At 36.1% G+C, this 24,053-nt stretch carries 13 protein-coding genes; 11 read left to right on the top strand and 2 right to left on the bottom strand.

Translation table 11 applies throughout. The annotated features are described in order from the left end of the window. The first annotated feature begins 7 nt into the window (after positions 1-7). From R2R35_RS05085 to R2R35_RS05060, 6 genes are all read left to right on the top strand, one after another. Positions 8-283, top strand: coding sequence for a hypothetical protein (locus R2R35_RS05085; protein ID WP_317733421.1), 276 nt, complete (start codon positions 8-10; stop codon positions 281-283). Positions 284-715: 432 nt separating this feature from the next. After that, positions 716-2,140, top strand: coding sequence for a pre-toxin TG domain-containing protein (locus R2R35_RS05080; RefSeq protein WP_317733420.1), 1,425 nt, complete (start codon positions 716-718; stop codon positions 2,138-2,140). A gap of 2 nt (positions 2,141-2,142) precedes the next feature. Beyond that, positions 2,143-2,394 carry a hypothetical protein gene (locus R2R35_RS05075; protein WP_317733419.1) on the top strand — a complete coding sequence of 84 codons (252 nt, stop codon included), beginning with the start codon at positions 2,143-2,145 and terminating at the stop codon, positions 2,392-2,394. Positions 2,395-3,649: 1,255 nt separating this feature from the next. Then, the gene (locus R2R35_RS05070; protein ID WP_317733417.1) at positions 3,650-5,056 is read left to right on the top strand and encodes a transglutaminase domain-containing protein; all 1,407 of its coding nucleotides are present in this window, start codon (positions 3,650-3,652) and stop codon (positions 5,054-5,056) included. Between the two features lie 438 nt (positions 5,057-5,494). Then, complete coding sequence (locus tag R2R35_RS05065; RefSeq protein WP_317733416.1) at positions 5,495-14,836, top strand: glycine rich domain-containing protein; 9,342 nt, start codon at positions 5,495-5,497, stop codon at positions 14,834-14,836. 233 nt (positions 14,837-15,069) lie between these two features. Further along, a complete protein-coding gene (locus R2R35_RS05060) occupies positions 15,070-16,110 on the top strand; it encodes a helix-turn-helix transcriptional regulator (RefSeq protein WP_317733415.1) in 1,041 nt (346 codons plus the stop codon). Between the two features lie 52 nt (positions 16,111-16,162). On the opposite strand, the gene R2R35_RS05055 is transcribed toward R2R35_RS05060, so the two are convergent. Both R2R35_RS05055 and R2R35_RS05050 read right to left on the bottom strand, forming a co-directional pair. Beyond that, complete coding sequence (locus tag R2R35_RS05055) at positions 16,163-16,903, bottom strand: hypothetical protein (protein ID WP_317733414.1); 741 nt, start codon at positions 16,901-16,903, stop codon at positions 16,163-16,165. 21 nt (positions 16,904-16,924) lie between these two features. Beyond that, positions 16,925-17,614 carry a hypothetical protein gene (locus tag R2R35_RS05050; RefSeq protein ID WP_317733413.1) on the bottom strand — a complete coding sequence of 230 codons (690 nt, stop codon included), beginning with the start codon at positions 17,612-17,614 and terminating at the stop codon, positions 16,925-16,927. 267 nt (positions 17,615-17,881) lie between these two features. Between R2R35_RS05050 and R2R35_RS05045 the strand changes: the two genes are divergently transcribed. The 5 genes from R2R35_RS05045 to R2R35_RS05025 all read left to right on the top strand — a co-directional run bounded on the left by R2R35_RS05045 (position 17,882) and on the right by R2R35_RS05025 (position 24,041). After that, positions 17,882-18,502: a hypothetical protein gene (locus tag R2R35_RS05045; protein WP_317733412.1), complete on the top strand. Its 621-nt coding sequence runs from the start codon at positions 17,882-17,884 to the stop codon at positions 18,500-18,502. Positions 18,503-18,557: 55 nt separating this feature from the next. Further along, positions 18,558-19,457: a hypothetical protein gene (locus R2R35_RS05040; protein WP_317733411.1), complete on the top strand. Its 900-nt coding sequence runs from the start codon at positions 18,558-18,560 to the stop codon at positions 19,455-19,457. Positions 19,458-19,484: 27 nt separating this feature from the next. Further along, entirely contained in the window at positions 19,485-22,025 is a 2,541-nt protein-coding gene (locus R2R35_RS05035) for a hypothetical protein (protein WP_317733410.1), read from the top strand. A 382-nt stretch (positions 22,026-22,407) separates the two neighbouring features. Then, entirely contained in the window at positions 22,408-22,728 is a 321-nt protein-coding gene (locus R2R35_RS05030; protein WP_317733409.1) for a hypothetical protein, read from the top strand. A 290-nt stretch (positions 22,729-23,018) separates the two neighbouring features. Then, a complete protein-coding gene (locus R2R35_RS05025) occupies positions 23,019-24,041 on the top strand; it encodes a sigma-70 family RNA polymerase sigma factor (RefSeq protein ID WP_317733408.1) in 1,023 nt (340 codons plus the stop codon). Positions 24,042-24,053: the final 12 nt, after the last annotated feature.

Genomic DNA, 24,053 nt, shown 5'->3' with positions numbered 1-24,053 from the left:
GTTAAAGATGGAAGAGAGTAAGAAACAATTAGAAATACAAATTGTTAAAGTGCTTGAATTATTAAAAAGGCGGTTAGAGGATGACCCTAATCGACCAATTTTGAAAACTCTATATGACAGATATGACAAAGCACAAAAGATTTTATTATATAATGAGGATACTAAAAAAATTATAATTAATGGTGGCTGTAGAGCATATCTTGACGCCTTTAGTGATTATATGAACCCCTTATTGATTGAAATGGATAAGGCAGAGGAACTGGTATTTAAATTAAATCAATAATATATTATTGTTATATCTAATTATGGTTATACTTTAGGACTTCCAACAACCTAAATCCCAGTCTCTTAAATTAATTAATATCGGAGCCCTTACGAAGTGATGGCAGGAGGTATTAATTATATTTAAGAGACTTTAGCGAAAAAATTTGCCTTGGGTATATAATCGGATTTTTAGGTGTAGTTCCAATACGCTCATATAAACGTACTTTTTGTAGCAAAAAAATTTGTTGCGAAATGTGCGTTTTATTATGCGAATTTAAAAAAGTGAAAATCAATAATTCTCTATGAAGAGACCAAAGTAAAATTCAAAACAGCAGGAGACATCCGAGAAGTCCAATTTTCTGTAGGAGTTAACAGAAGATGTCCGATAAAGAATATTTCTAAGGACAAATACCCTTGATAGAGAAACTGGAGAAATCAAGGAGAGCAAGCCATGGATCTGATGGCTACCATTGATATGAGAGACGCAAAGACGGATAATACCATTGGGTTACAGGAACACACAAGTATGTATGTAGGGGCTGGAATGTATGATGAGGTTGGGGGAGATATGACCTCTCTTAACCTGGAGGATTTTATAGGCAGCCGTAATAAGAATAAAAGTCTCACTAATTATCAGAAAGTGGATGACTTTGCGGATTTATTTGCAAAAGACTATGAAAATCTGGTAAATAATGATAAAATAGACCCAAATGAGGAGACTTTGCAGGAGTATCTGGACAGCCTGGTATTAAAAGAATTTGCTCATAAAAAGGACTCCCCTTTCTGGAAGGAACTGTTAGAATCGTTAAGCGAAATGACGGTCGTTATTCCTATTATTGAGGCAGCAACGGGTAAAACCCTTATAACGGGAGATTATCTAACGGGTGATGAACAAGCTTTTAAGGTAGTGTCAGGGGTAGTAAGCCTGGCGACCTTAGGATATGGAGCTGCAATCGCGAAAGGCGGTGGGGCTTTAGCCAAAATGTTTGCCGCAGATATCCTGGCGGAAGTGGTGTCAGGGTCAACTGTAATCGTTTGTGATAAGGCAGGTGTGCCTTCTACGGTGACGGTTGCTTTGGCGATTCTGTTAGGGTCCACAACGGGAATGATTGCGGATAAAGCATTGATTAAGAATGGAATTAAGGTTACAGGGCTAGATGAGGTTCATAATGCAATTAAAGGTGGCGTAAATTCATTTAGTGAATTTAGTGATGTAGCAAAAACTATTGGTAATAGAACAGACTTAACAGATGCTCAAAAAGTGAAGAAATTACAAGAACTGTTCGAAAGCTCAAGATATAACTCTGATATTAATGTTCCAAGTGATTTGCAATATATAAATGGGTTTGATGCAAAAGGAAATGTTATTTATGATTGGCCAGATAAATTAGGATTTGATGAAAGCACAATAACATCCATTTCTAGAAGCGATGGATTACCAGACACATGGGACAGATATGGCTATATGGGTGGTTCTAATTTTGCAGATGTACCTGTAAGCGGTAAATATTCTTATAGTGAACGAGCAATTCCATATGTTGAAAATGAAGCAGCATATCATATAGGAACTTTTAATAATGAGACCTATTTTGATAAGATTGATGCGATTAATGGGAAAGATTTAGATTCCTTTAATAGTATTTTAGAAAAAGAGGGAATAGATGGATGGGATATTGATACTTTTGAAGAATTATGCGATAGTTATGACGTCTTCATAAATAATACAAGTAATGCATTGGGGAATTCTGTAGATGTAACTTACGGGGTTAAAGGAAATGCAAATAGTTGGGGCGATATGTCTGGTGGTGCTGGACAAATAGTTACTCCTTTTGGAGGAGACGTATTAAGTAAAATTGGAATTATAAAGGGGAATTGAGTATGATAAAGAAAGAACTAATTGAGAGTATTGAAGAACTTCAAAATGATATTGGTTTATGGAAAGTAGAGCTTGGGCAATTAACAGATGCAGATTTTATAATGGGATATGGATTTGATGAAGTAAAAGGTCAATGGAAGGTCTTTCAAAATAGCGAAAAGGGTATGCATTTAGAATGGTATTTTGACAAAGAGGAGGAGGCGTTATTAAAGCTTAGTAAAAAAATTAAATTTCAATATAAGATAATGCATTAAATTTAATTTAATATTATGGTTATACTTTATTACTTCCAACTCCCTTAAATTCCGGTCTCTTAAATTAATTAATATCGTAGCCCTTACGAAGTAATGGCAGGAGATATTAATTAATTTGAAAGACTTATGCAAAAAAATGCCTTGTTGGGTATTCAAAAGGATTTTAAGGTGTAGTCAAAGAACGCAGGAAATCGGAGAACCGTTACCAATCTCCCAAAAGTGTCAGAAAGAGTATCAACAAATTGATGGATTTGATACGATGTAATGCAACTTAGTCAAGTAATTGTAAGTGGATTACGCTGACCTATGCCAATGGTTATATTTTAGGATTTTCAACTAACTAAATAACATAAATTTATTGTTAGTTTTGTTTTCAAAATTCTCTCTAAGCAACTAGAAAAATTAGGGTTACTAAAGGAAATTAAATAAGGGAGGAATATATGACAAGGCAAGAAGGCTATTATTTGTATTTAAAAAAGAACTTAAAGGATTTAATTTTTTTGAAAATCGCTATAACAAAGAAAATGAATTAGTAATTCGAGAAGAAGGTGGCCAGTGGTATATTTACGCAACAGATGAAAGAGCAAGTAAGGTTACTGGTTCAGAGAAAATGTTTGAGAGTGAAGCAGAAGCATTAGAAAATCTAATAAAAAGGTTAAGAGCAGGTAAAGGTCTGAGAAATTTATAGAGTGGAGCTTAGTTATAATTTATTTTTATTATATTATGGTTATACTTTAGAACTTCCACTACCAAAATCCCAGGCTCTTACTTCAATATCATAGCTCTCACGAAGTGACTTAATCCATGATATGAATAAAGAACCTTTAGCGAAAAAATTTGCCTGGTTGGATATACAATCGGATTATTAGGTATATTTTCAATATGCTCATACACGTACCTTTAGGTATGAAATTTGTCATGAAAGGTACGCTTTTATAGAATTAAAAAGTAATCATACTCAAAAAAGATTACGAAATCCCTCCTCATTTTTTTTGATATTGGTACATGGTTAGATATAAAGCAGGCTTATGATTTGGAACGGGTGTAGTAAAAGTAAATAAATCAGTTACATAATTTACAAGAAATAACATTGTATTCTTATCCAAAACATGGATAACTTTTTATCATAGCAAGATAATTTTGACAGAATATGTATATAATGCTATAATATGTATTAATATATAAAAATCTGTATTCAAATTCATAAAAAAGTAAAGCAATGAACTCATAAACATTTTACCAGGGGAGTAAATCTATGATGAAAAAACGATCTACCATCAGTATCTTTGTTTTTACAATGCTTTTCTCAATCGGGTTTCTATTTACTAATCAAGCATTTATCGCATCTGCTTCAGCAAAATCTACTGCAATCTCATTAAATACTACAAGTACATACCTGACAAAAGGTGAAACCACAACCTTAAAAGTATCAGGGACAACCAAGAAAATTATCTGGACTTCTATGAACAAAAACATTGCAACAGTTACAAGTTCAGGAAAAGTAACGGCTGTCGGTTATGGAAGCACCTTTATTAAGGCATCTGTAAGTAATAAAAGTTATAAATGTAAAATAACTGTAATAAATCCTGCAAAGATAGCTTTTGAACCTGCTTATACTACTGTATTCGTAAATGGAACTGGAGTAAGTCTGAATCCCGTATCTGGCACCTACACGGCAGCTGAGTTGGAAAAGTTAGGGATTAACTATAAAGTTACCGGTAATTCAACTGTAAAAATCAGCAGTACAGGGCTGGTCACAGCTGCTTTGGCGGGAAAGTTTGAAATTATTGCCTCTGTACATGGTAAAAAGATTCAGACTATTGCAATGAATGCGGCAGCTTATGATGGATTTACGGTTCCGGATTTATGGCTTGAAACAAATATTGAGGAATATGTAGGTTTTGCTAAAGATATACTGCCGCTTATGAAGGATGTTGAAATCGTCTCAACAAACAATGAAATCGCGGTAGCAGAAAAAAGTTATCATATAGATCTAAACAGTAATTATAAACGCTGTGAAGGTATTTACATAAAAGGAATCAAAGAAGGAACCTGCTACATAAAAGTTACTGTTGCGGGTATCACAAAAGAGTTAAAAGTTGTTGTCGGTGACGGATATGAAAAACTGGATCCTGTTGATGCAATCAAAAGCAATAATCTGAGTGGTTATACAGGGAAAGAATTAATTACGATGACAGCTGTCAGAAAGTTATTAGAGGATAATAACCTGTTTTCTGCGACCCTGAGCGACAGAGAAAAAGTTAAGATCTTACAGACTTATCTGAACTCAACTTATACCGGCAAATTTGTCGATGATACTTATACGGATCTAATATCTGGTGTTATATTGACTGGTAGTGGAGTATGTGCCTCCTATGCAGAAACCTTTTGTTTCCTTTCTGAATGTATTGGAATAGAAGTATATTATTGTATTGGAAGTGCGGATAACCGAAGCGGAATTGGCTTCGCAGGCCATGCATGGAATAAGGTGAAGCTTGATGGAACCTGGTATTATATAGATTCTTATTGGAATGCAGGACTTAACAGTTTTAAATATTTCTTATCGGAAAATCTATGGGAGGATCATAGATTAATTGAAGAAGGATATTTTTCTGTAATTATGAATAGCGGAGTACCACCTTATAGCAATTCCTTGGAATAAAAAATTTAACAAAATATAAACGGCTTCGTAACTGTAGTTGTAGGGATAGTTTTCCTAAATAAAGAATTAACAAAACAAAAACAGCTCCCTTATTTTTGGGGGCTGTTTTTCTTATTAAAAGTGAGTTGGAAAACCAGAGGAAATTACTATTGATAATCACAGTTCGATTAGAGGAGATTGCCATTGATAATCATAGTTTCTATTAGAAGAAATTATTCTTCATAATCTTTGCACAACTAGAAGAAGTTGCTAAAATAAATTATAATTAGCATAACTATTCTCTTCTTAATCTTTAGCTTATATCTCAAAATCTTATATTAAAATAGAAAATTCGTGCAAAATATGTAAATATACACCTTAATCTAAAATTTTCCATCATATTATATCTGTGAAATACTTTCAATTAAGAAACAGATTCATAAGAGGGGAGATTAAAAAATGTTTCATAATTTCAAAGTAGTTTTAAGAAAGATGTTTGGCGTTAAAAGCAACAGCAGGAAATTTAAGTTTTTTTTATTAGGAATAATATTCCTATGCTGTTTTTCCGGTTTTTTGATATGGAAGAATATCAATGCATACAGTAATGACGGTTATGCGGTCGGTTCTAATGGTAGCGCGGTGCTTCCCCGTACTACAAGTGGAGATATTGATATCTGGCCCATAACAGAACCAGTGTTTATTGTGCAATTATATTCTAAAATAGACGGATTAAGTACAGATAATGGTTCTTACGATGGGCTGGTTGAATCTATTAAGACAGTGATTCCTTATGCTACTGAGGACGCTATGTGGCTTTGCTCCAATCTTCTATCCGATTATTTGATTCGTCATGATTTCCATACCAGTGAGCAGGTATATTTTGCAAGAAAAACGAGTTTATCCTTAACCCAGTTGAACCTTGTTGGCGGTAGGAGTAATCCAGATGCCTTGGGAAGAATTAAGTATTTATCAAGAAATAAAAATACAACCTTTGGCGGTAATATTAATCAAGGAGTTTTCTATAAAGAAATCCTGGATCTATTTATAGCAAATAACCGGAGCATGGCTTTGCTGTCGAATGACAGTGAGTTTTTAAAGTACCTAAATACAGACGATGAGTCAAAGATTAAAAATTCCTTAGAATTATGGTCCTATATAACGGATGTCGCAGTAATTCCGGTAGGAGGTGGTAGTGAGTATAAAATCTATATTAAGGAAAAGATTGACGAATTCCTGCATGTTAAGGAACTTTATGAGGCCGGACTGGATTTTAATAAGTGGAATGATTCAAGTACATCAAAATTTACAACCAATGGATATACGATTACAGCAGCTGATTGTTTTAATTTGCGATATCTGGATTTATTGATGACCCTGAATATAATATCGAATAACAAAACCTATTGGACAGATGGGATAAAAAGTTTCATGACCGATAATAATGGAAGCTCAAATATTTCCATAACACAGGGAATAATAGGAAGATTAAAAAGTGTAAGTACCGAAGGAGGCAATGTTAACCCGGCAACTGTTTTTATGTCTTGTAATGACTTGACACAGGACGCGTACCGAGTACAGAAAAACTATAATTTATCCGATTTGATTTCATCAAAAACTGTTTTTGAAAGTGTAAACAAAACGGATTATAACAATCGGTTGAAAGCAGCAGTAAGCTTGTCGGAATCAAAGACATTTTATAATGATTCGATTTATTCCTCTAATATTATAAGCAGAGTTATAGCCGAAAGAGTAAAATCCGATGACAATAATACACTGAGATGGGGGAGCTCAAATAATCCGTTGAATCTGAGTGGTTTCTTGAAGTTTAACTTTAAAGATGATACCTGGGATGGTACCAATTGGGTGCTGGAACCTCCTATAACCACTCTTGCTATAAACTATGAGGCAAATCTGACATATAACTCAAAAGACCTGGATAAAATTAATAAAAAAACCAAAAAAGAGTATAGAAAGGATAATAGTATAATTGATTTAGTAAAATATTATGTCGATAGAAGGGCGAGGCAACAACAAACCGTTATTACAGATGATGATGTTAACTTACAGGTAACATTAAAGGCGCTTACATCTCAGGGGAATAGTCCGGGGCAGGAGAATGCCATTGATGAGTGGGCTACATTTATAAAAAAGAATAATATTACGCAATTCAGATTACTGATCAAATTAAACAGAAGCTTTAATGGTACAGCCTTTACCAGTATACCAATGGAAGGCAGGGATTTTAAACAAAAATATACCAACAATGTTGAATGGTGTACTTCTACAGATTGGGAAATAGTTACTGCAGAAAAATTTTTGGATTTGTTACGTGGGAAAACTCCACTTGGCCAATGGTCTGATGATACGATCAGTAAATTAAAATTATCTGATAAAGAAGAGAAGGATATTATTTATTCAGCAAAAGTCTATATCCAATACAAAGCAACTGACCAAAAATGGTATTACACTACCGGGAAAGCGGATGAAACTGCAGAGAAGGATCTCAGTGAAGGGGAGGATAGAATCTCGGATGCGCGGTTAACCAATAAAGTTGAAATAAAATATACCTGGAGCAAGCTACCGATATCCTTATACTACCCAACCAGCAGCTGGCATTCAGAGGAGCCGGCATTGGCTTATGCAGAATTAAAAGAAGGCTCCATTTACAATGAAACCTTTGAAGCAATGGCAGGTGTTCCGTCTACCAGAACACTATACTTTTCCTCCGGCGGTAACGAGTTTATGGTAGATTTAAGGGTGGATTACGAACCAGATAGAACGGCAATAAGAGAATACATCAGCCATTATAATGGAACAGAGTGTGAATACAAAGAAAATGACCAATTAAAAGGAGGGACCGGGACTTATACCAAAACAGAAACGTTTGTGGGGGATAGCTCTGGTAGAACCGTCAGCAAGAGTGTTGTTGCAGAATCCTCTAAAATAGTTGAGCCTGCCGGAAGCAAAACGAAGAATATAAGTGTCAACAATCATACAAGCAATACAGAGCTATGGGCGGAGTGGAAAGGAAACATTGTAAATAGTACCAAAGAACCTGCAGATAACGGTAAATTCGATCCAGGTAAACCAGGAAATCCCTGCGCAGGCCTTGGTTTTGATCCGGGATCCTTAAGAACCAAAGCCGAACCCAGTACCAGCTGGGAGGTTGATACCTATAATCAGAATCTGGAGCAGGCTATTAGCTGGGCAAAAGCAATGGAAGCAACCAACAGCACTTACACGGTGCAAAAGATTGCGGACAGTGATGGACACACCAGACAATATCAGGTTGGAAACGCGGTAATAACCGTTACCCTGAATGGAGGAGCTAACAGTTATACGAATACTACCCAAAGAAGTTATAGCGGAGGAAATTATACCTCTTCCAGTGCTACAGGTGCTTCCTTAACCAGTTCTGATAAAGGAAGGTTGGGCAATGGTTGGGGGTGGAATGCCGGTAAATTAGGTGTTGGAAGCGGTTACTCTGATTGTGGTCATGGACACGATGCATCTGGATGGCACGTAGAACCGAAAGAGGCTGTTCCGCCGGATGAGAACGGTAATGGTGGCAGCCCGGCTGTTCCGGGAGTTAAACATTCGCATAACTGCGGAAACTATACTCCGGGCCAGGATATAACCCAAGGAGCCTCTGGTACGATAGAGTATACGATAAAGGTTACCTTCCAAAATGGTACTTTAAAAGCTGAGAATTATGACGGTAACAGCTCGGATGTAACAGCTTCCATTCAAACAGGTTTAACAGGAATTCCCGCTCATGCACTTTGTGGCCCCTGCTGTATCCATGACCTGCCGGCCATTGAAGATGTATGGTATCAGGAAGTGGCTTATGACACGATCCAGATTACAAAATGCAATGTTTATAAGGTGGAAAAGGGATATGTTACCGACATGTCAGAGATAACCTATGACAGTGATAAGAATCTGATAGCAAGCATCACTCAGGGGGATCCGAATATTTTTTATAACATAGCTGCAGACAATCAGCCGGTATTCCGGGATGAGAAAATAACCAATGCATCTAAGATAGGAAGGATAAGGTATTCACTGCAGGAAGCCCAAGGTGATAGGGTGTATTATGAAGAGATGTCAAAGGGGGCCGAGAAACGTACTAATAAATGTGACGGGTTAAGCAGGGTGCAAAGTCCGCAAAATCCGGCACCTCTGGCTAAAAAGGGACATGAACTGGGGTTTGCCAGCGGAATTCTATATAGTAACGGTATTACCTCGGGTTATGGGAATGCTCCTGGCATCTCTATCACAACAGAGGATTTTATCTCCGATAATAAAGCAACTTCTGCGACGCTTAAACAGGCATATATGAATAAACTGGATGCAAAAGATCTGCTTACGGATGAATGGAAACGTTTCTATACAAGGCGTACTCAGGAAGTAACGGCTACTGTTATATCTGATATGCTTCTTTTGCAGACCTCCAGCGGAGATCAAAGTCCTGTATATTATGAAGAAATAACGAAAGCAAAAGCACAGGAGGACTTTCCTTCTCTTCAGGCCTCCGGGGATGTGAAGAAAGCATCTACCCAGGACGAGATAGACAGAAAATGGATGAAGATGTGGGAGAATAATAAATTCACCTTTGCTGATACCAGGCCTGATGGGATTAATATTGGATCTTATAATGGAAAATATAATGTAACAGCAGCAAAATACCAGGGAACCGGAAAAAGAGAAAAAATAATTACCAGATTTGATAAGGATATGGCCATATTTTCTAGTCCGGCTGATGAGCTGGGACTAGCAACAGTAAGGAGCAGCCAATCTTTTAGTAAACCTGTTTATGGAGCAGCCAATATATCTTCCCCGGGTAAATCCCAGGCTCGTATGGACAGAGTAACCGATTTGCGAATATATATAGATAAGATCAAACAGAATCCTATCAATGAAAATGCTCAATATGAAACAGGTGAATCCTTTGTATTCTACCGTCCTGTCTTAAAATATAAGCTGACCGGTGAAGAAGCAAAGCTGATTACAGGCGAAGAGGTAATAAAGGATGTATTTTCGGAAGCTGAAAATACCGTACTGAAAGAGGCTGGCTATCAGTACGGTCCGGGATTACTTTATAATTCGAAATACTCAGCTTATGATGACGGGCTTGAGTATAAGGTGAACAATATTATTGTTTTAGATGCGGTATCCACGCAAAATGCCATGATAGTGAAGTCGGAGGTGGAGGATCAACGTACGGAGGAAGGCATTGTAAAAGATGCTATGGATACCTTAAAAGCGCTGGAGAAATGCCCCGGAACTCCGGAGCTATGCGAATACCGTTATCTTAGCTGCAAGTATACGCTTGACACCACCAGTCTGTCCTTTACCTTTGAAGATAAAATTACAGGGAAAAGCAATACGGGAGAGAAGGACATATATAGTTCCTACGACGGACAAATGATTGCGAGCAGTATCAAAAATAAAGACGGAGCTTTTCCGGCCTATGAACTTCCAAACGGAATAGAATTAACTTTAAATGACAGTAGTTATAGTGGTTTTGGAACAGGCGGGTTTTTAAAAATAACAGGGAACGGAACAAGGTTACAACTGCCCTTCAATGATTGTAAGATTAGCAGAAATGGCAGTTCCAGGGTGCAAATCTCGGCAGATGTGTTTATTCCTGCAAGACCGGAAAATAATATGATGCTCTTTTCCATTGGCGGAGTTGGCTTATACCTTCCAAGAGGAGGAAGTTCACCTGCCTTTATTACGAGTAAAGAAAAGACCAGGGCTGGTACAGTGACAAACATTGTAGGCAGAAAAGTAAAAATCACGGTTACCTTCAGTCTTGGGTCCCTTTATGACTGTGAACTTGAAATAGATGGAGTCAAAGTTATAAGTCAGATTACCAGCGGAGTCACGGAAGAGCAGATTACGGAAGCCGCCATAACGGATGAGATGAGAGGCAGCAGTGTTAATATGGGCAGCTGGGATTTTGACAACTCCTTTCTTGCAAATTTTTATTTGGACAATGTTATCGTAAAAAGATGCGGAGGAATACTGGAGCATACAGCAAGCTGTTATATGACCTACAAAAAGGAAAGATCCTTTTATCAGGATACGTTTAATGGGATTACCTCCCTTAATAAAAGCATTGACTGGACAAGAAGCCAGGATGACGGTTATTCCTATGGTGTTATAACTTCCTTTTCCAAACATGTACACGATACTTCCTGTCTGACTCAGAGCAGTGAAGGTCTTCAAATTGCACTGGCTGAGGCAAGGGAAGGAAACTGGGACACATTAAAGAAGGAACTGGGAAATGAACTTTTTGAAAAGCTGGTTTCAAAGTTTAAAATTGATGTGTCAAGTGGTCGTACAGGCAATTTAAAAAGCGGAGATATCCTAAATTATTCTTATTCTGGTAATGTACAGACAGTAATCCTGCCAAAAGGAGTATACACCTTAGAAACCTATGGTGCAAAGGGGGGGAATGACAGTACTGCAGGTGGAAATGGAGGTTATGCCAAAGGCACACTGACACTTTTAAAAGCATCCAACTTATATCTTCAGGTAGGCGGTCAGGGTGCCAGTAGTGCATCCGGTTCTGGCGGCGGATATAATGGAGGTGGACATGCAGGTACAGTCGGGTCCTCCGGAGGGGGTGGAGGGGCTACCTCCATAGCAACCGTAAACGGAAGTTTAAGCTCCCTGCTAAAAAATAATGAAACGAGAAATAAAGTGCTTTTGGTTGCGGGAGGAGGCGGTGGTGCCGGTAATAACCATACCGTAACCACAAATACCCCGTCTACCATCTCTTACACTGGAAATACAAGTTATACGACCAGAAACGGAACCCTTGCAAAATCATTTATTGCAGCTGGAAACGGTACAGTTACATTTAGATCTACGGATTTCACGTCGGATCCTTACGGATTTATATATGTTTACGATTCCACGGGAGCTTTAAGAAGCAGTACTTCTGATGATGATAGCGGCGGCAGCCTGCACTTTGCCTGCAGTGCTACTGTATATCAGGGAGACAGAGTTGAATTTTATGCAGGAGCCTACCGTGCTTCCGGCTCCTGTAACTGGAAGATTGAGTATACAGTTTTTTCCTCCACAACTACATATTTTGTAGGTGCCGGAGGCTCCGGAGGTGGCTCTGTCGGAGGAAACGGCGGTGAAGTATATAATGCTCAGTATAATGGAATAGGAGGTTCTTCTGCTTCCTATTATGATCTTGGTCAGGGACAGTCACACACCGGAGACGGAGGAGGTGGTGGTGGAGGCTACTATGGAGGATTTGCTGCCGCTGCTGATGCAGGAGGCGGCGGAGGTTCGGGATACGTTTCCTCACAACTGACAGGAGGAGCACTAAATAATGGTATTAACAGCGGAAACGGCAGGATTGTTATTACTGTTCTGGAAGCAAACCGTTTTCCTGATGAAACAGAACTGTTTCAGTTTATAAAGTCTGAAATGCGCCTGATTCCTGATAGAGTAACAACGAATGGAGAGACAATAGTCAATCCCATTTGGGATTGCAGGTTGATTAATAATACCGAAAAAACATATACGGTGGAGACACTGCTTACATGTATGGAACCTCATCATTCAGGGGGGCACTATGATTATTCCAACGATATCTGCTGGAGTGCCTGCGAAAAAGATGCAAACCATAAAACCACCATTGAGGAAACAATTGATGCCAATGGGGTTAAAGTAGAGCAGGCAGCTTATATAACCCTGGACAATTTTTTTAAAGTCTATTTCCCCAATACAGGTGATTTTTACGGTAATGGGGCCTATGGTATACCAGAGCCTGTAATCAGTAGAGGCAGGGGATACAGCCAGGATATGGATACTACAGAATGGACAAGGGAAAAGTATGTAAAATTCGACTATGATGTTTTATATGAGAGGAATGGAGTTTGGGAAAATCACACAGCAGGTGAGTGGATTTCTTTGGAAATCGTAGATAAGACAACCACAAGGAAATATGCATTAAGCGATGGTACAACACTCAATTTGCAGGGAATGACTTATCTTTTTGATATGACCAGAAATTTATTGAATTATAATGGAGGAAGTACAACCTTATTGGAAGGCGGGACCCTGGCAATAATAGATGGTAAGATATTTGAATTAAATAACGATGGTACGGTTAATGTTAGTGCTCCCAAAACAGAGTATAATTTTTATTGTCTGCTTGCTAATGATGAGGTATCCTGCGCGGAAGTTCAGTATGCAGTAGAAGGAATTAATTATAACAGGCAGAGTAGTAAGGAGATGCCTTATGCGAGTGATGGTAGATATCAAAATGAATTCAGTGTTTATAATTACGGTAATTTATATGCTACCAATAAACAGAGGTTTTCTAATTTCACAGCGAAGCATACTGCCGCCAAACTGGCCTACCTTGATATTGTCGGACGTATTGGTAATTTTATTATTGAAGATACGGATGATATGCGTTTTAGTAATTTCTTTAAAAAACCAATTGCAGAGAATCGAAGTGATTGGTTTATAGAAGGAATAATCTCAAGCGTAGACAGTTCTACAACGGAAAATTATTTATCCTGGCACAGAAACTCTGCCGGGTATCCACTGGCTGCGGACGTACGTGGTGAACAGGTTAATGAAGCAAATGGATATTATAATACCTGGGGAACACAAGGATGGACGGTGAAAGCCAATAGTCAAAGTATGGGAGTTTCTGCAGATAAGAATACAAAAGCAGCCTTACAGGATCAACAGCTTAAGCTTGGTTACAATGTAATGTTTGATATTACGACTTTGGGAAATTACAACCAATATTTGCAGGTTATTCCATATTTTTATGCACTTAACACCAGCACCAATGAAATGATACCTGTGGATGTATATATCAGTGATGATGGTGTTACAAGACCAATTAATTATTTCGGTCTCTATTCTGAATATATGGATGATAATGGGAATTATCAAAAAGGTTATGAAGAATTATCAAAAAATCTATACCGCTATAATATGTATTTAAACTGGACAAATGAAGCGGCCAGAAGGAATTATACCTCAGGGGGTATGGAATCTCAGGTTACTGACCAGGTAAGGGATTATTTCGCAGAGGAGATATATGGTGCCGATGGAGAAATTACAGGTTATAAATATCTGACCGTACCTTATGGTAACTATTTTAATCTGGGAACCATACAATGCCTTCAGCCGGGACGAAGAGCCAGAACTTTCGTAGGAAACAGTATTGTAACAGCAATACGGCAGCAGGCTGCCAGACTGGGGATTACTGTTAACGGTATTAATGGAGGAATGGAAACCAATCTAAACAGAGCTTATCGCAATGAAATGTTCTATCGCCAGGCACAAAGATGGCACCTGACCTTGGGACTTCCGTCCTCTGCTGTATTTACGGCTTATAGGGAGAAGGGAGTACATATAACACCCGAAGATGAATGGTATGAGACTTCTTATATTCAGGAAGGCAAGACAAAGACGAAACAGTTTTCTAAAGTATTCCTCCTATCAAAGACAGGAAATAAAGAGTCTGCAATCGGAAATACATTTTGGCTTGAGGGCATTGAATATACCATAACCGGTAAATACAGTGCCGGAAAGGAGTTCAATGGTAATAATGATTATGTAATTATAATGACTGCGGACATTAAAGGAATCGGAGAAGTGTGGAATCTAAAATATGAAACCGGTGATGACAACGGAAATATTACCATTAGAGGGAGCAAATATCATTTTGACAGCAGTATTCCAACCTTTATTGCAGCATACGATACTGTATCCTCTTTAGTGGATATATCTACAGAACATACCCATTAATTTATTAAGCATACACCAATCTATAAATCAAATAGAAGCTGTTACAGGGAGCATATCAGTATTTCCTTAATGGCTTCTGTTTTATTTCTTGGATGGGATATTTTAGCAACTCGTAACCAACAATCAAGAAAAAAACAGAAAATACGAAAAAATACTACAAATTATAAATAAATCTGTCATATTAATAATAAAAGAAAGTTTAACAGATGTAGGGTAACAAGGGGGAGTTTATAATGACAAAAGAAGATTTATTTACAGCAAAAGGGGATAGTATTAAACTAAAGTTTATAAGAAATAACCTTGGATTATCTATTGACGAGTTTTCGAAAAGATCAGAAATAAATCTGAGTTTTCTAAATCTTCTTGAAAAGGGTTATCTGCCCTTATCAGCAAGAGATAAGAGAAAAATTGGAGAAGCCTTCGGTTTGCAGGAAAATTGGTTTGATCTATTAGATATCAGTGATTATCAGGATTCCAATGATTGGATTTCCAATGATTTGAATTCCAATGATAAAAATGAACTTAACGAAGCCGCTTTGTCGACAGAATCAACCACTCCGGTAGATAAAACCTTATCATTGCACAACATAGCAATAAATTCTGGTGATGCCTTAAAGACAATTCGAACTGCAATGGGTCTGTCAAGGAAGGATATAGCAGATGCAATTGAAATAACATCTGTTCAGATAGGCTATATTGAAACGGGGAAGAGGACCTTAACGGATAAGGTGAAAAATAAGCTGAATGAGTATTTTCGAGCAAATACTATAAAGCTGAGTGATTTATATGCAAAAGATCAAGAAATGATCAAACAGTTACTAGAGAGTAAAGAAGAGTTACAGGATAACAAAAAGGACAGTCTGACCGATGAAGAAATACTAAATCAGGTAAGAATGATAAAAAGCAGGAAAGAATACACCCAGGCTGCCATTTCTGATAAATCAGGAGTAAACAGAAGTCAGTTCAGCCTGATTGAAAACGGTAAGATGCAGCTAAACCGACGAATCAGAGAAAAATTAATGGCTTTTATTGAATCGGAAGAGGAGCTTGATAACAGCGTCACGGAGCCGGAGGACTCAGTAAAAACCACAGCAGTGAATTACTCAGAATTTACTGCTGTGATTCCTGAAAGCAAAGATAATATTAGCAATTTTACAATGGACTTTACTACTAATAAATACGAACTTATTAAAGTCATAGACTCCATGAAGAAATCAAGAGATGAATTAATCCTGAATATAAATATGCTGGAAAAGGTTGTAAGCTACATGTGAATATAATGAAGTAGGGAGGTATAAAAGAAAGCGCAGAATATCTGTTACCTCCTTATATCTTTTTTATAGTTCTTTTTCTTCTGTATTTACTTTTCCTGGATCTTATTCTGTAGATGTTTAATATTGTTCCCAATAAAATAAAGATTCCGGCTATTGCTATAAATTTATAGAGCAGTACCTGTTGATTCAAATTAAGATAAATCGAGTTGCTCATTTGAGCCATAATGCGAATTTCCTGCGTATCTTTGTCTGCGGCCAAAGACAAGGCCTCTGGGTCATCAATAAAATTAGTTACATCTTTTAGCAATGCATCACTGCCGTAAGTCATATAGTTTAAGGCTGTGTATAGTGATTTGCAGGATTTATCTAAAGGAATGGAAGCCGTCTTAAATTCTATTGCATTATTATAAGCCTGAAGTTCGGCAAGGGAGGACCTTAAACTATCAAGAGCATCTGAGTTATCCGTTTCGTTTTTTGCAGCAGAGGCCTCAGCAGAAGACGCTCCCTTAATGTTTTCAAAATATTGTGTTTTCAATGTGGCTGATCGAGTAATGATAGCAGAGGATATTTCCATCTTTATACATGCAATATCAGTAAAATAAGAATCCTCAGGAATATATTTCGTACCAAAACAGGTCTCGTAGTCTTTCTTAACGGAATTAAATATAACTTTTGCTTTTGCGTTTATGTTAGTCAGACTTATTATGGGCACCAGAATTGCAATTAATGATATCAAAATCATACATATATTACAGGCTGTAAACAATACTTTGGTCAATTTTCGGACATTCATATAATCTAGCTCCTATATATCTCAGACACTTATGATATGTTTTATTTTGGATTTCAGCTTCTTCTCTTTAAGAACAGATTCGAAACGGTAAAAGTGAAAATATAATTCATTTTTTTGATTATTCGGCAGAGCACAATGTACAAATTCCAGAGGACTATCAAAGAGTTCCATGCAAACGCCTGCCAGGCGGAACTGCCGCAGAGTGGATATAATCTTAGGGCTGGAAAAATAGTAATAAATTTCCTCAATTGAAGAAAAGGTAAAGTACTCTCTTAAAAGATATTGAAGACATATGCATGCTCTGAGCTCACCACCGGAACCATTAAAAAAATTCTTGGTAAATTTTCCGTTTTCCTGTCCGAGTACTCTATGATAAGAAAGAATTACAAGATGCCTCATATTATAAGGAACATCATTCGGGTACAAGAGGTGAGCCACATAAAAATAGTCTTTACGGGTAAGCTCTTCTGGAAAAATGAGATATTTATATGGTGTTAGTAAATGCAATCCTTTGATAATATCCATATTGAGCGTTTCTGCTGTTTCTGTCGGAGTCCAACAAAGAATATTTTCGACGGCATAACGGAAAACGGCAAGTGCTAATTTATGATTGTTATAGTCATTGTAACAGAAGAAACTTGAAGACAAATTGACACCTTCGTCCTTTAGAAGAATTTTTTCATATTCGGTAATAATAGTTTGCGTATCCATAATCCCCTCATCCTTTTCCTATAGTGTATTTCTAATAATATGACAGATAAAAACATAAAATGCAGAATTATTGGATATAACTGGGGCTAAAGTACTAGAGGGGAGAAAGTATAAGGAATAAAATGTAAAATACACCAAGTAAATTTGATTAATCTCCGTTATTCTGATAAGGAGTTGTACCTAAGTGTCTGTTTTTTTACACAATACAAAAAAAATCAATCATATTGTATTAAAATCACTGACTGAGTTAGAAAAGGGGAATGATATATGATTTTCAGAATAAAAACAAAAATCTATATGTTAAAAACAAAAAGTAAAATTGTTTTATTCATAATGATAACCCTGTTAGTAAGTGCAGGTATCATAACAGGTTTCCTGTTAAAATCTAGAAAGACGGAACTGCCTGCTGCAAGTAGAACAAAAACAGAGGCAGAGGTTACTCAGGAAGACCAATTAAAGATTGGTATCAGCGGGCGTGATATCAAAAACAAATACAAGGAGGTAAAGGGCACAGACTTTGCGTTACTTGTTACGACCAATGCACTATTAACAGGGAAAGAGGAAGGTGAAAAAAAGGAGACTTATCGATATATTATGGAAAATGACAACAGCAACAGAATCAGCCTGATAAAAGATGCAGAAGGAAGTTATCAGGATGCGGTTTTGGTTAATTATAACAGGCTGTTAAAAGATACAGTGGTCATAAAAGATATCTCAGGAGGTTATATAGCACCCTACGGATTTTCAGATAAAAGTGAAACTAAATTTAATAAATATACTGAAAGCAGGTCTATTGCAATTGAAGAGGAGGCTGTATTTACGGAATATAAAATCTATGATGGGAGTTATAATGAAATAGGAATTCTTTACATCGAAAAATATAATTGATGTCATATTAAAGTTATTAGATAAAGTAAATGATTAAAAAACGGAGGATATACATATGGATGAAATATTACAGAACAATGAAAGAAAAAGTAGAAAAGGGAAAAGTATTGCAAGAGGGAAAAGACAGAGCCGAAAAATAGTATTTATAGCTGTATTAGGTGTTCTTCTGCTGGCAGCAGGAACCCGGCTATTTTTCTATTTCTATGGGGATAACAAAACATCACAGGTAATAAAATTTGACACTGAAGAAGTAATGAGAGTAAAGAATGAAAAAGTTGTGATGAATGAATTTTTGCTGTATGCAGCAGATGTTTATCAGGGATATAATCTGCAAAATGAAGCTGATTGGGATATGGAGGTATCTGATTCGAGTAACAATACCGTAACTTTTGAGAAGCAGGTAAAGGGGACTATTTGTGAACAGATCAGAATGACCAAGGTTCTTTGTATGATAGCCAAGGAGGAAGGAATCGCCCTTTCAGAAGATGAGAAAAATATACTTCTGGAGAATGCCAACACTTATTATGGAGATTTAAATGCAGCAAAAGTAGTGGATAAGAGCTTAACAGTGGATCTGATAGCTAAATTTTATGAAGAGAACGCATTGGCACAAAAAGTTTATAACAGTATTATTGATAGTTATGATGAGAGTCAGGAAGCAGCAGAAGATAGTGACAGCGGAGATAGTGATTTATCTGCAGGAGAAATGTACTTTATAGAAAAATACCATGATCTGGCAGAGGAATACAATGGGGAATATGATTATTACACTTCAATCAACTGGGGTTTATTAGAACAGTTATCTTTTGCCGAAATAGGAAAAGATGAGACAGAAGAGGCACAAGCATCAGAAGCCGATGTTTCTGAGAAAAATAATGCAGTATCAGATAAGGCACAGGAAGCAACCCAGGCAGATACCCAGGAAAGCAGCACAGGAGCTTCGACTGGAAACTAATATACATAACGATGTGAGGTAAAAACAATGAAGACAGTACAGATTCTGTTTGCACTTGAAAATTACGAAGAAGAAAAGCTGCAAAAGGGTTTAGAGATAATAAGTATGATGGGAATAGAGATAAGTAGTGTATACAAGGCACATTCCAGAGATGAAATTACAGAGATTATTCTATCATATCCGGAAATAAATGTTATCATTGTTTCAGAGCAATTAAAGGGGTTTTTCACTATTAATGACTTTCGGATACTTCAAGCTGTGAACAGAATTATTATTCCCGTTATCAGCAGGTTAAAAAAAGGCAATCCGGAGGCTGTTGGATATTATTTAGATTATAACTTTTATAACCTGTTGTTTGATGAAGAGACCCTGATGGGGGAGATCGGAGATATTATACGAAATGGCAGGACAAGAGAAACAGCAGCATTATATGCAGGTATTGGTCAGGAAGAATTAAAGAAAGAAAATAATCAGACAGGAGATAAAAAGAGTTCAGCAGGAGTATATACGGAGGATATTAATTTTACAGTATCCGATTCTGTTGAGAGAACACAGCCTGTATTCAGCAGCAAAGCGATATCGATAGGATTCTGTGGTACCGATGTTGACTTTGAATGTAGTCTTACAGCAATTTCCGCTGCAAATTATATTGCTGCAGCAGGGTATAAGGTAGCTCTAATTGAACCGGATTTTTCAAAAGGAAATCTGTTAGATCAGTTAATTCCTCGCCTTTCTGAAAATAATACAATCAGTTGCGGCAAAGTAGATTACTATTCCTTGTGGAATCTGGAAGAAAGTATTAAACCTGCCGATGTTGTTATAATGGATTTTAGCGGTATGAACAATGAAGATTCTTTATATCTTGGTAAAATGAATAAAGTGTTCATCTGTTCGGATATTGTATTAGCAAATATAAATCGTTCTGCAAGGCATCAGAATAATAGCAGTTTTAAGTATTCATTATTGTACAGGGATAGTTCAAAGGGCAGAACTGGATACCAAGAAGGGGAATTTGATGTATTTAGATTATGCTCCCAGGAACTGGTGCAATTGCTTCATGTAACATTATCAGGATACGGAATAAAACTGGTGGATAATACCACAAGCATCAGTTACAGCAATATAGTAACGAAAATGAATGACTTGAATCACGAAGATTTTACAGAGTTTAACAGGAACATTTCGCTGGTGGAGCGACAGACCAAGGATTTTATTGATGATATGCAAACAGAAATAGAAAAACAGGTTAGGATTTCCCAGCCAGTAAAGCCAAGATCGAGCCAGTCAATGCAAGTTTCTAATCCGGTAATGGAAAGAAATACTACGGAACAGAAAATGAAGCTAAAAGAACCGCAGACCTCTCAGCAGCTGCAGCAAATAAAAACCATGACTGAAATTTACCCCAATAACAGCTTTTTGGATGGAAATAGGAAATATAATGCAAAAGCAAGTGGGCATGATTTTGGTTTACAGGACAATGCTGGGGTACAGCACAATTCTGGTTTACAACACGGTACTGGATTGCAACAAAATACTGGATTACAGCAAAATATTGGTTTACAACGTGATACTGGACTGCAACAAAATACTGGTTTACAACATGGTATTGACTTACAACATAATACTGTAAATACAACTTATAAAGGTAATCCTTATTTTGATGAAGTGAAAAAAGCTCAGCAGATACCTGGGAATATCGTAGAAAAAGGGAAAATGGGTGGTAATAACACTGTTTATACAAATGACAGTACAGAAGAATATACGGGTTACAATTACAATGAGGAGGATAGGGATAGCTATAAACGTTATGAAGAGGAACGAAATGACGGCAAACAATATGATGGCAAACAATATGAAAATCAACGGTACGAATACGAAGAAAAAGGATACCAAGAAAAAGGATATGAAGATGAAGCTAAACGATATCAAGATGAGCGGTACGAAGATGACAACTTGGTGAAAGAAAACACCATGTTGAATTATATCGATGAAGCTAGAAGCAAATTCAGGAAAAAAACGAATGCAAACCAAGTATTATGTGGAAAGGAAACAATCTTCATAACTGGTTTAAAACATGGCTGCGGTTGTACGCACACCGGAATAAGCTTCGCTCACTATATAATAAAAAATTTTCCGGAAAATATCTGTATATGCCATAAGAAGGGTGCCTATGATCTGGAAAATAAAGATATAGCGGAATATACCAAAGATACGGATTATGATAGTGTATTCGGAACGAATCGCTTTATAATCTATGATTGCGGTATTCTGGGCGAGCTCAATGCGGATCAGTTGGTTGAATTAAAACGATGTAATATAAAAATAATGATCTGCAACGGAGATGAGAAATATCTTGGAATTTTATCAAATTTCATCAGACAGCTTGGTAATACATCAAATGAATGGATTTTTGCGTTCAATCTGGTAACTTCGAGGGAGAAGGAGATGTTGATAAGGCGAATAATGGATGGTTATAAAATTTGTTTTATTCCTTTACATGATAGCGAAATTCCACCAAAAAAAGTTTCTAAAATGTGGGATTCTGTTTTAAAAAGAAATTTATCATAATACTTATTAAAATTGCGTAAAATATTTCGACGAGAATCGTTATATTAATTAAAAGTTCGACAAATATGGGAATATATTACTATTGAATATAGTGATATTTTTTGTGTATATTTTATATAGTCAATCATGTAACTAAAAAAACTAAACAAAAATTAAAAAAAACTTAAACCATTATTTATTGTTTTATGTTATAATATAGATATTAATTAGTGAGTATTCTTACTACTTCCCAATCCTTATTATGTAGTTATCATTGGAACTTACAATATAAACAGGTAATAGCTATGATAATTAATTGACAGAATCATACACTAATGCAATTCTGATGTCATAGATAACAGTATATCTATGTATAATAGCATAAAGAAAGGAGTATAATCCAATGGATAATACTGTTACAAAAATTAATTATCTGGATATGATCAGCGATAGCTTATGTGAATACGTTATTGGCAAGTTCTATAGTCAAATGACTTATAAAGTAATAACAGCCTTTCTTATTAACGACAAAGCAATTATTCATACATCCAATGGTCAAACTGTTATTGAACATGGGCTTGAGCCTAGTGTTAATATAATTAACAGAATGAAAGAGGTAAGCGGAAATGATACCATTGAGGACAAAGCGATAAGCATACATATTGGTGATTGGGAAATAACAGCTCTGGAAAACGAAAATGCAGTTCATATAACTCAAAAATAAATCAATAAAATAACGAAAAAGAGAACTTAAAGGTTCTCTTTTTCGTACCATTTAAGTGTAATAGTTAAAGCATATCATTAGTGCTTAAACATTTACACTTATTTTTTATGTCAAATAACAAAATTAAACAAAGTTGTTAATTTGTTGTAGAAAATATTTACTTTTTTATCGACTTTTGTTATACTATGTTTATAAAAGGAAAAATTTATCTTTAAATTTGTCTTTTTATGAAGAAATAAAAGGCAAATCACATCTAGAAATCTTTAAAATTCTCTGGGGGGGCTTAACAAATGAAAAGTCAGTATAGCGAAATTTGCGATGACGAAGTGGTAAATGATGTAATAAATATTATGAGTACAGGAAGTTTAATGGAAAAATTAGACACCTTAGAGTTTGTGTCAGGTTATTTTAATAAAGATTTTAGAATGACAAAAATTCTTGTTGAAGCCGCAAGAGATGCAGAGAATCCATTACTGAGTGACAGAGCAAAAGAATTATTTGTAAGAAATATGGATAAGTTCATTACGAAATTTGTATCCGAGCAATATCCTACATTTATTGGTGCTCATTATGAAGATATGATACAAGCTGCAAGGATGGGCATTATAATCGGGCTGGAAAAATATAATCCGGAAATAGCAAAACCAACTACTTTCTTTGTGTTATATATTAAACATGAAGTCAGTCAGTACATAAACAATTATGTAAATGGTTTATCTACATACTATGCCAATGAAAAATATAAGATAAATAAAGCCATCAGTTTATTGGAAAGTGAAAACAAAGAACCCAATGATATAAACATTGCTGAAATAACGGGTATTACTGTAGAGAATGTAAAGCAGCTTAGAAATATGATAACTTCATCATCAAATGTTGTATATGATGAGGTATTTATGAATAAAGCAGATGAACAAGATACACCGGAACAAATAGTTTTGAAAAAGGAACTTGGGGAAACGATAAACAATACGATTGAAAAGTATTTAACAGATATCGAAAAGAAAATTATTACTATGTATTATGGTCTGTCTGATAACAGTTTTAAAGAGGAACAGACAAAGATATTTCCTACCAAAAAAGCGTTTAAAAACATTAGTGAAACATTAGAGATACCTTATGATAAGGTACGTAAATATCATGCCAGTGCTTTAAGAAAATTACATATTGCTGTAAACAAAGCGAATGTGATAACGGAATTAAGTAAATCCGAAAAAATTCTAAACGCAGGGTATATACCTATTATATCGGAAGAAGAGGGAAAAGAAATTATGAATTCCGATTTAAAAGGTTACAACCGGATGAAAGATTAAATTTTTCCTTAT

Origin of the sequence: Anaerocolumna sp. AGMB13020, assembly GCF_033100115.1 — a bacterium.
GTDB lineage: Bacteria > Bacillota > Clostridia > Lachnospirales > Lachnospiraceae > Anaerocolumna.
Note: the sequence above shows the minus strand (reverse complement) of the source record. Positions and strands in the feature narration are given on the sequence as shown.

Excerpts from the sequence above, each read along its gene's own strand:
- R2R35_RS05075 (WP_317733419.1), top strand. The coding sequence starts at position 2,143 with ATGATAAAGAAAGAACTAATTGAGAGTATTGAAGAACTTCAAAATGAT.
- R2R35_RS05060 (WP_317733415.1), top strand. The coding sequence starts at position 15,070 with ATGACAAAAGAAGATTTATTTACAGCAAAAGGGGATAGTATTAAACTA.
- R2R35_RS05065 (WP_317733416.1), top strand. The coding sequence starts at position 5,495 with ATGTTTCATAATTTCAAAGTAGTTTTAAGAAAGATGTTTGGCGTTAAA.
- R2R35_RS05040 (WP_317733411.1), top strand. The coding sequence starts at position 18,558 with ATGGATGAAATATTACAGAACAATGAAAGAAAAAGTAGAAAAGGGAAA.
- R2R35_RS05030 (WP_317733409.1), top strand. The coding sequence starts at position 22,408 with ATGGATAATACTGTTACAAAAATTAATTATCTGGATATGATCAGCGAT.
- R2R35_RS05055 (WP_317733414.1), bottom strand. The coding sequence starts at position 16,903 with ATGAATGTCCGAAAATTGACCAAAGTATTGTTTACAGCCTGTAATATA.
- R2R35_RS05045 (WP_317733412.1), top strand. The coding sequence starts at position 17,882 with ATGATTTTCAGAATAAAAACAAAAATCTATATGTTAAAAACAAAAAGT.
- R2R35_RS05080 (WP_317733420.1), top strand. The coding sequence starts at position 716 with ATGGATCTGATGGCTACCATTGATATGAGAGACGCAAAGACGGATAAT.
- R2R35_RS05050 (WP_317733413.1), bottom strand. The coding sequence starts at position 17,614 with ATGGATACGCAAACTATTATTACCGAATATGAAAAAATTCTTCTAAAG.
- R2R35_RS05025 (WP_317733408.1), top strand. The coding sequence starts at position 23,019 with ATGAAAAGTCAGTATAGCGAAATTTGCGATGACGAAGTGGTAAATGAT.
- R2R35_RS05070 (WP_317733417.1), top strand. The coding sequence starts at position 3,650 with ATGATGAAAAAACGATCTACCATCAGTATCTTTGTTTTTACAATGCTT.
- R2R35_RS05035 (WP_317733410.1), top strand. The coding sequence starts at position 19,485 with ATGAAGACAGTACAGATTCTGTTTGCACTTGAAAATTACGAAGAAGAA.
- R2R35_RS05085 (WP_317733421.1), top strand. The coding sequence starts at position 8 with ATGGAAGAGAGTAAGAAACAATTAGAAATACAAATTGTTAAAGTGCTT.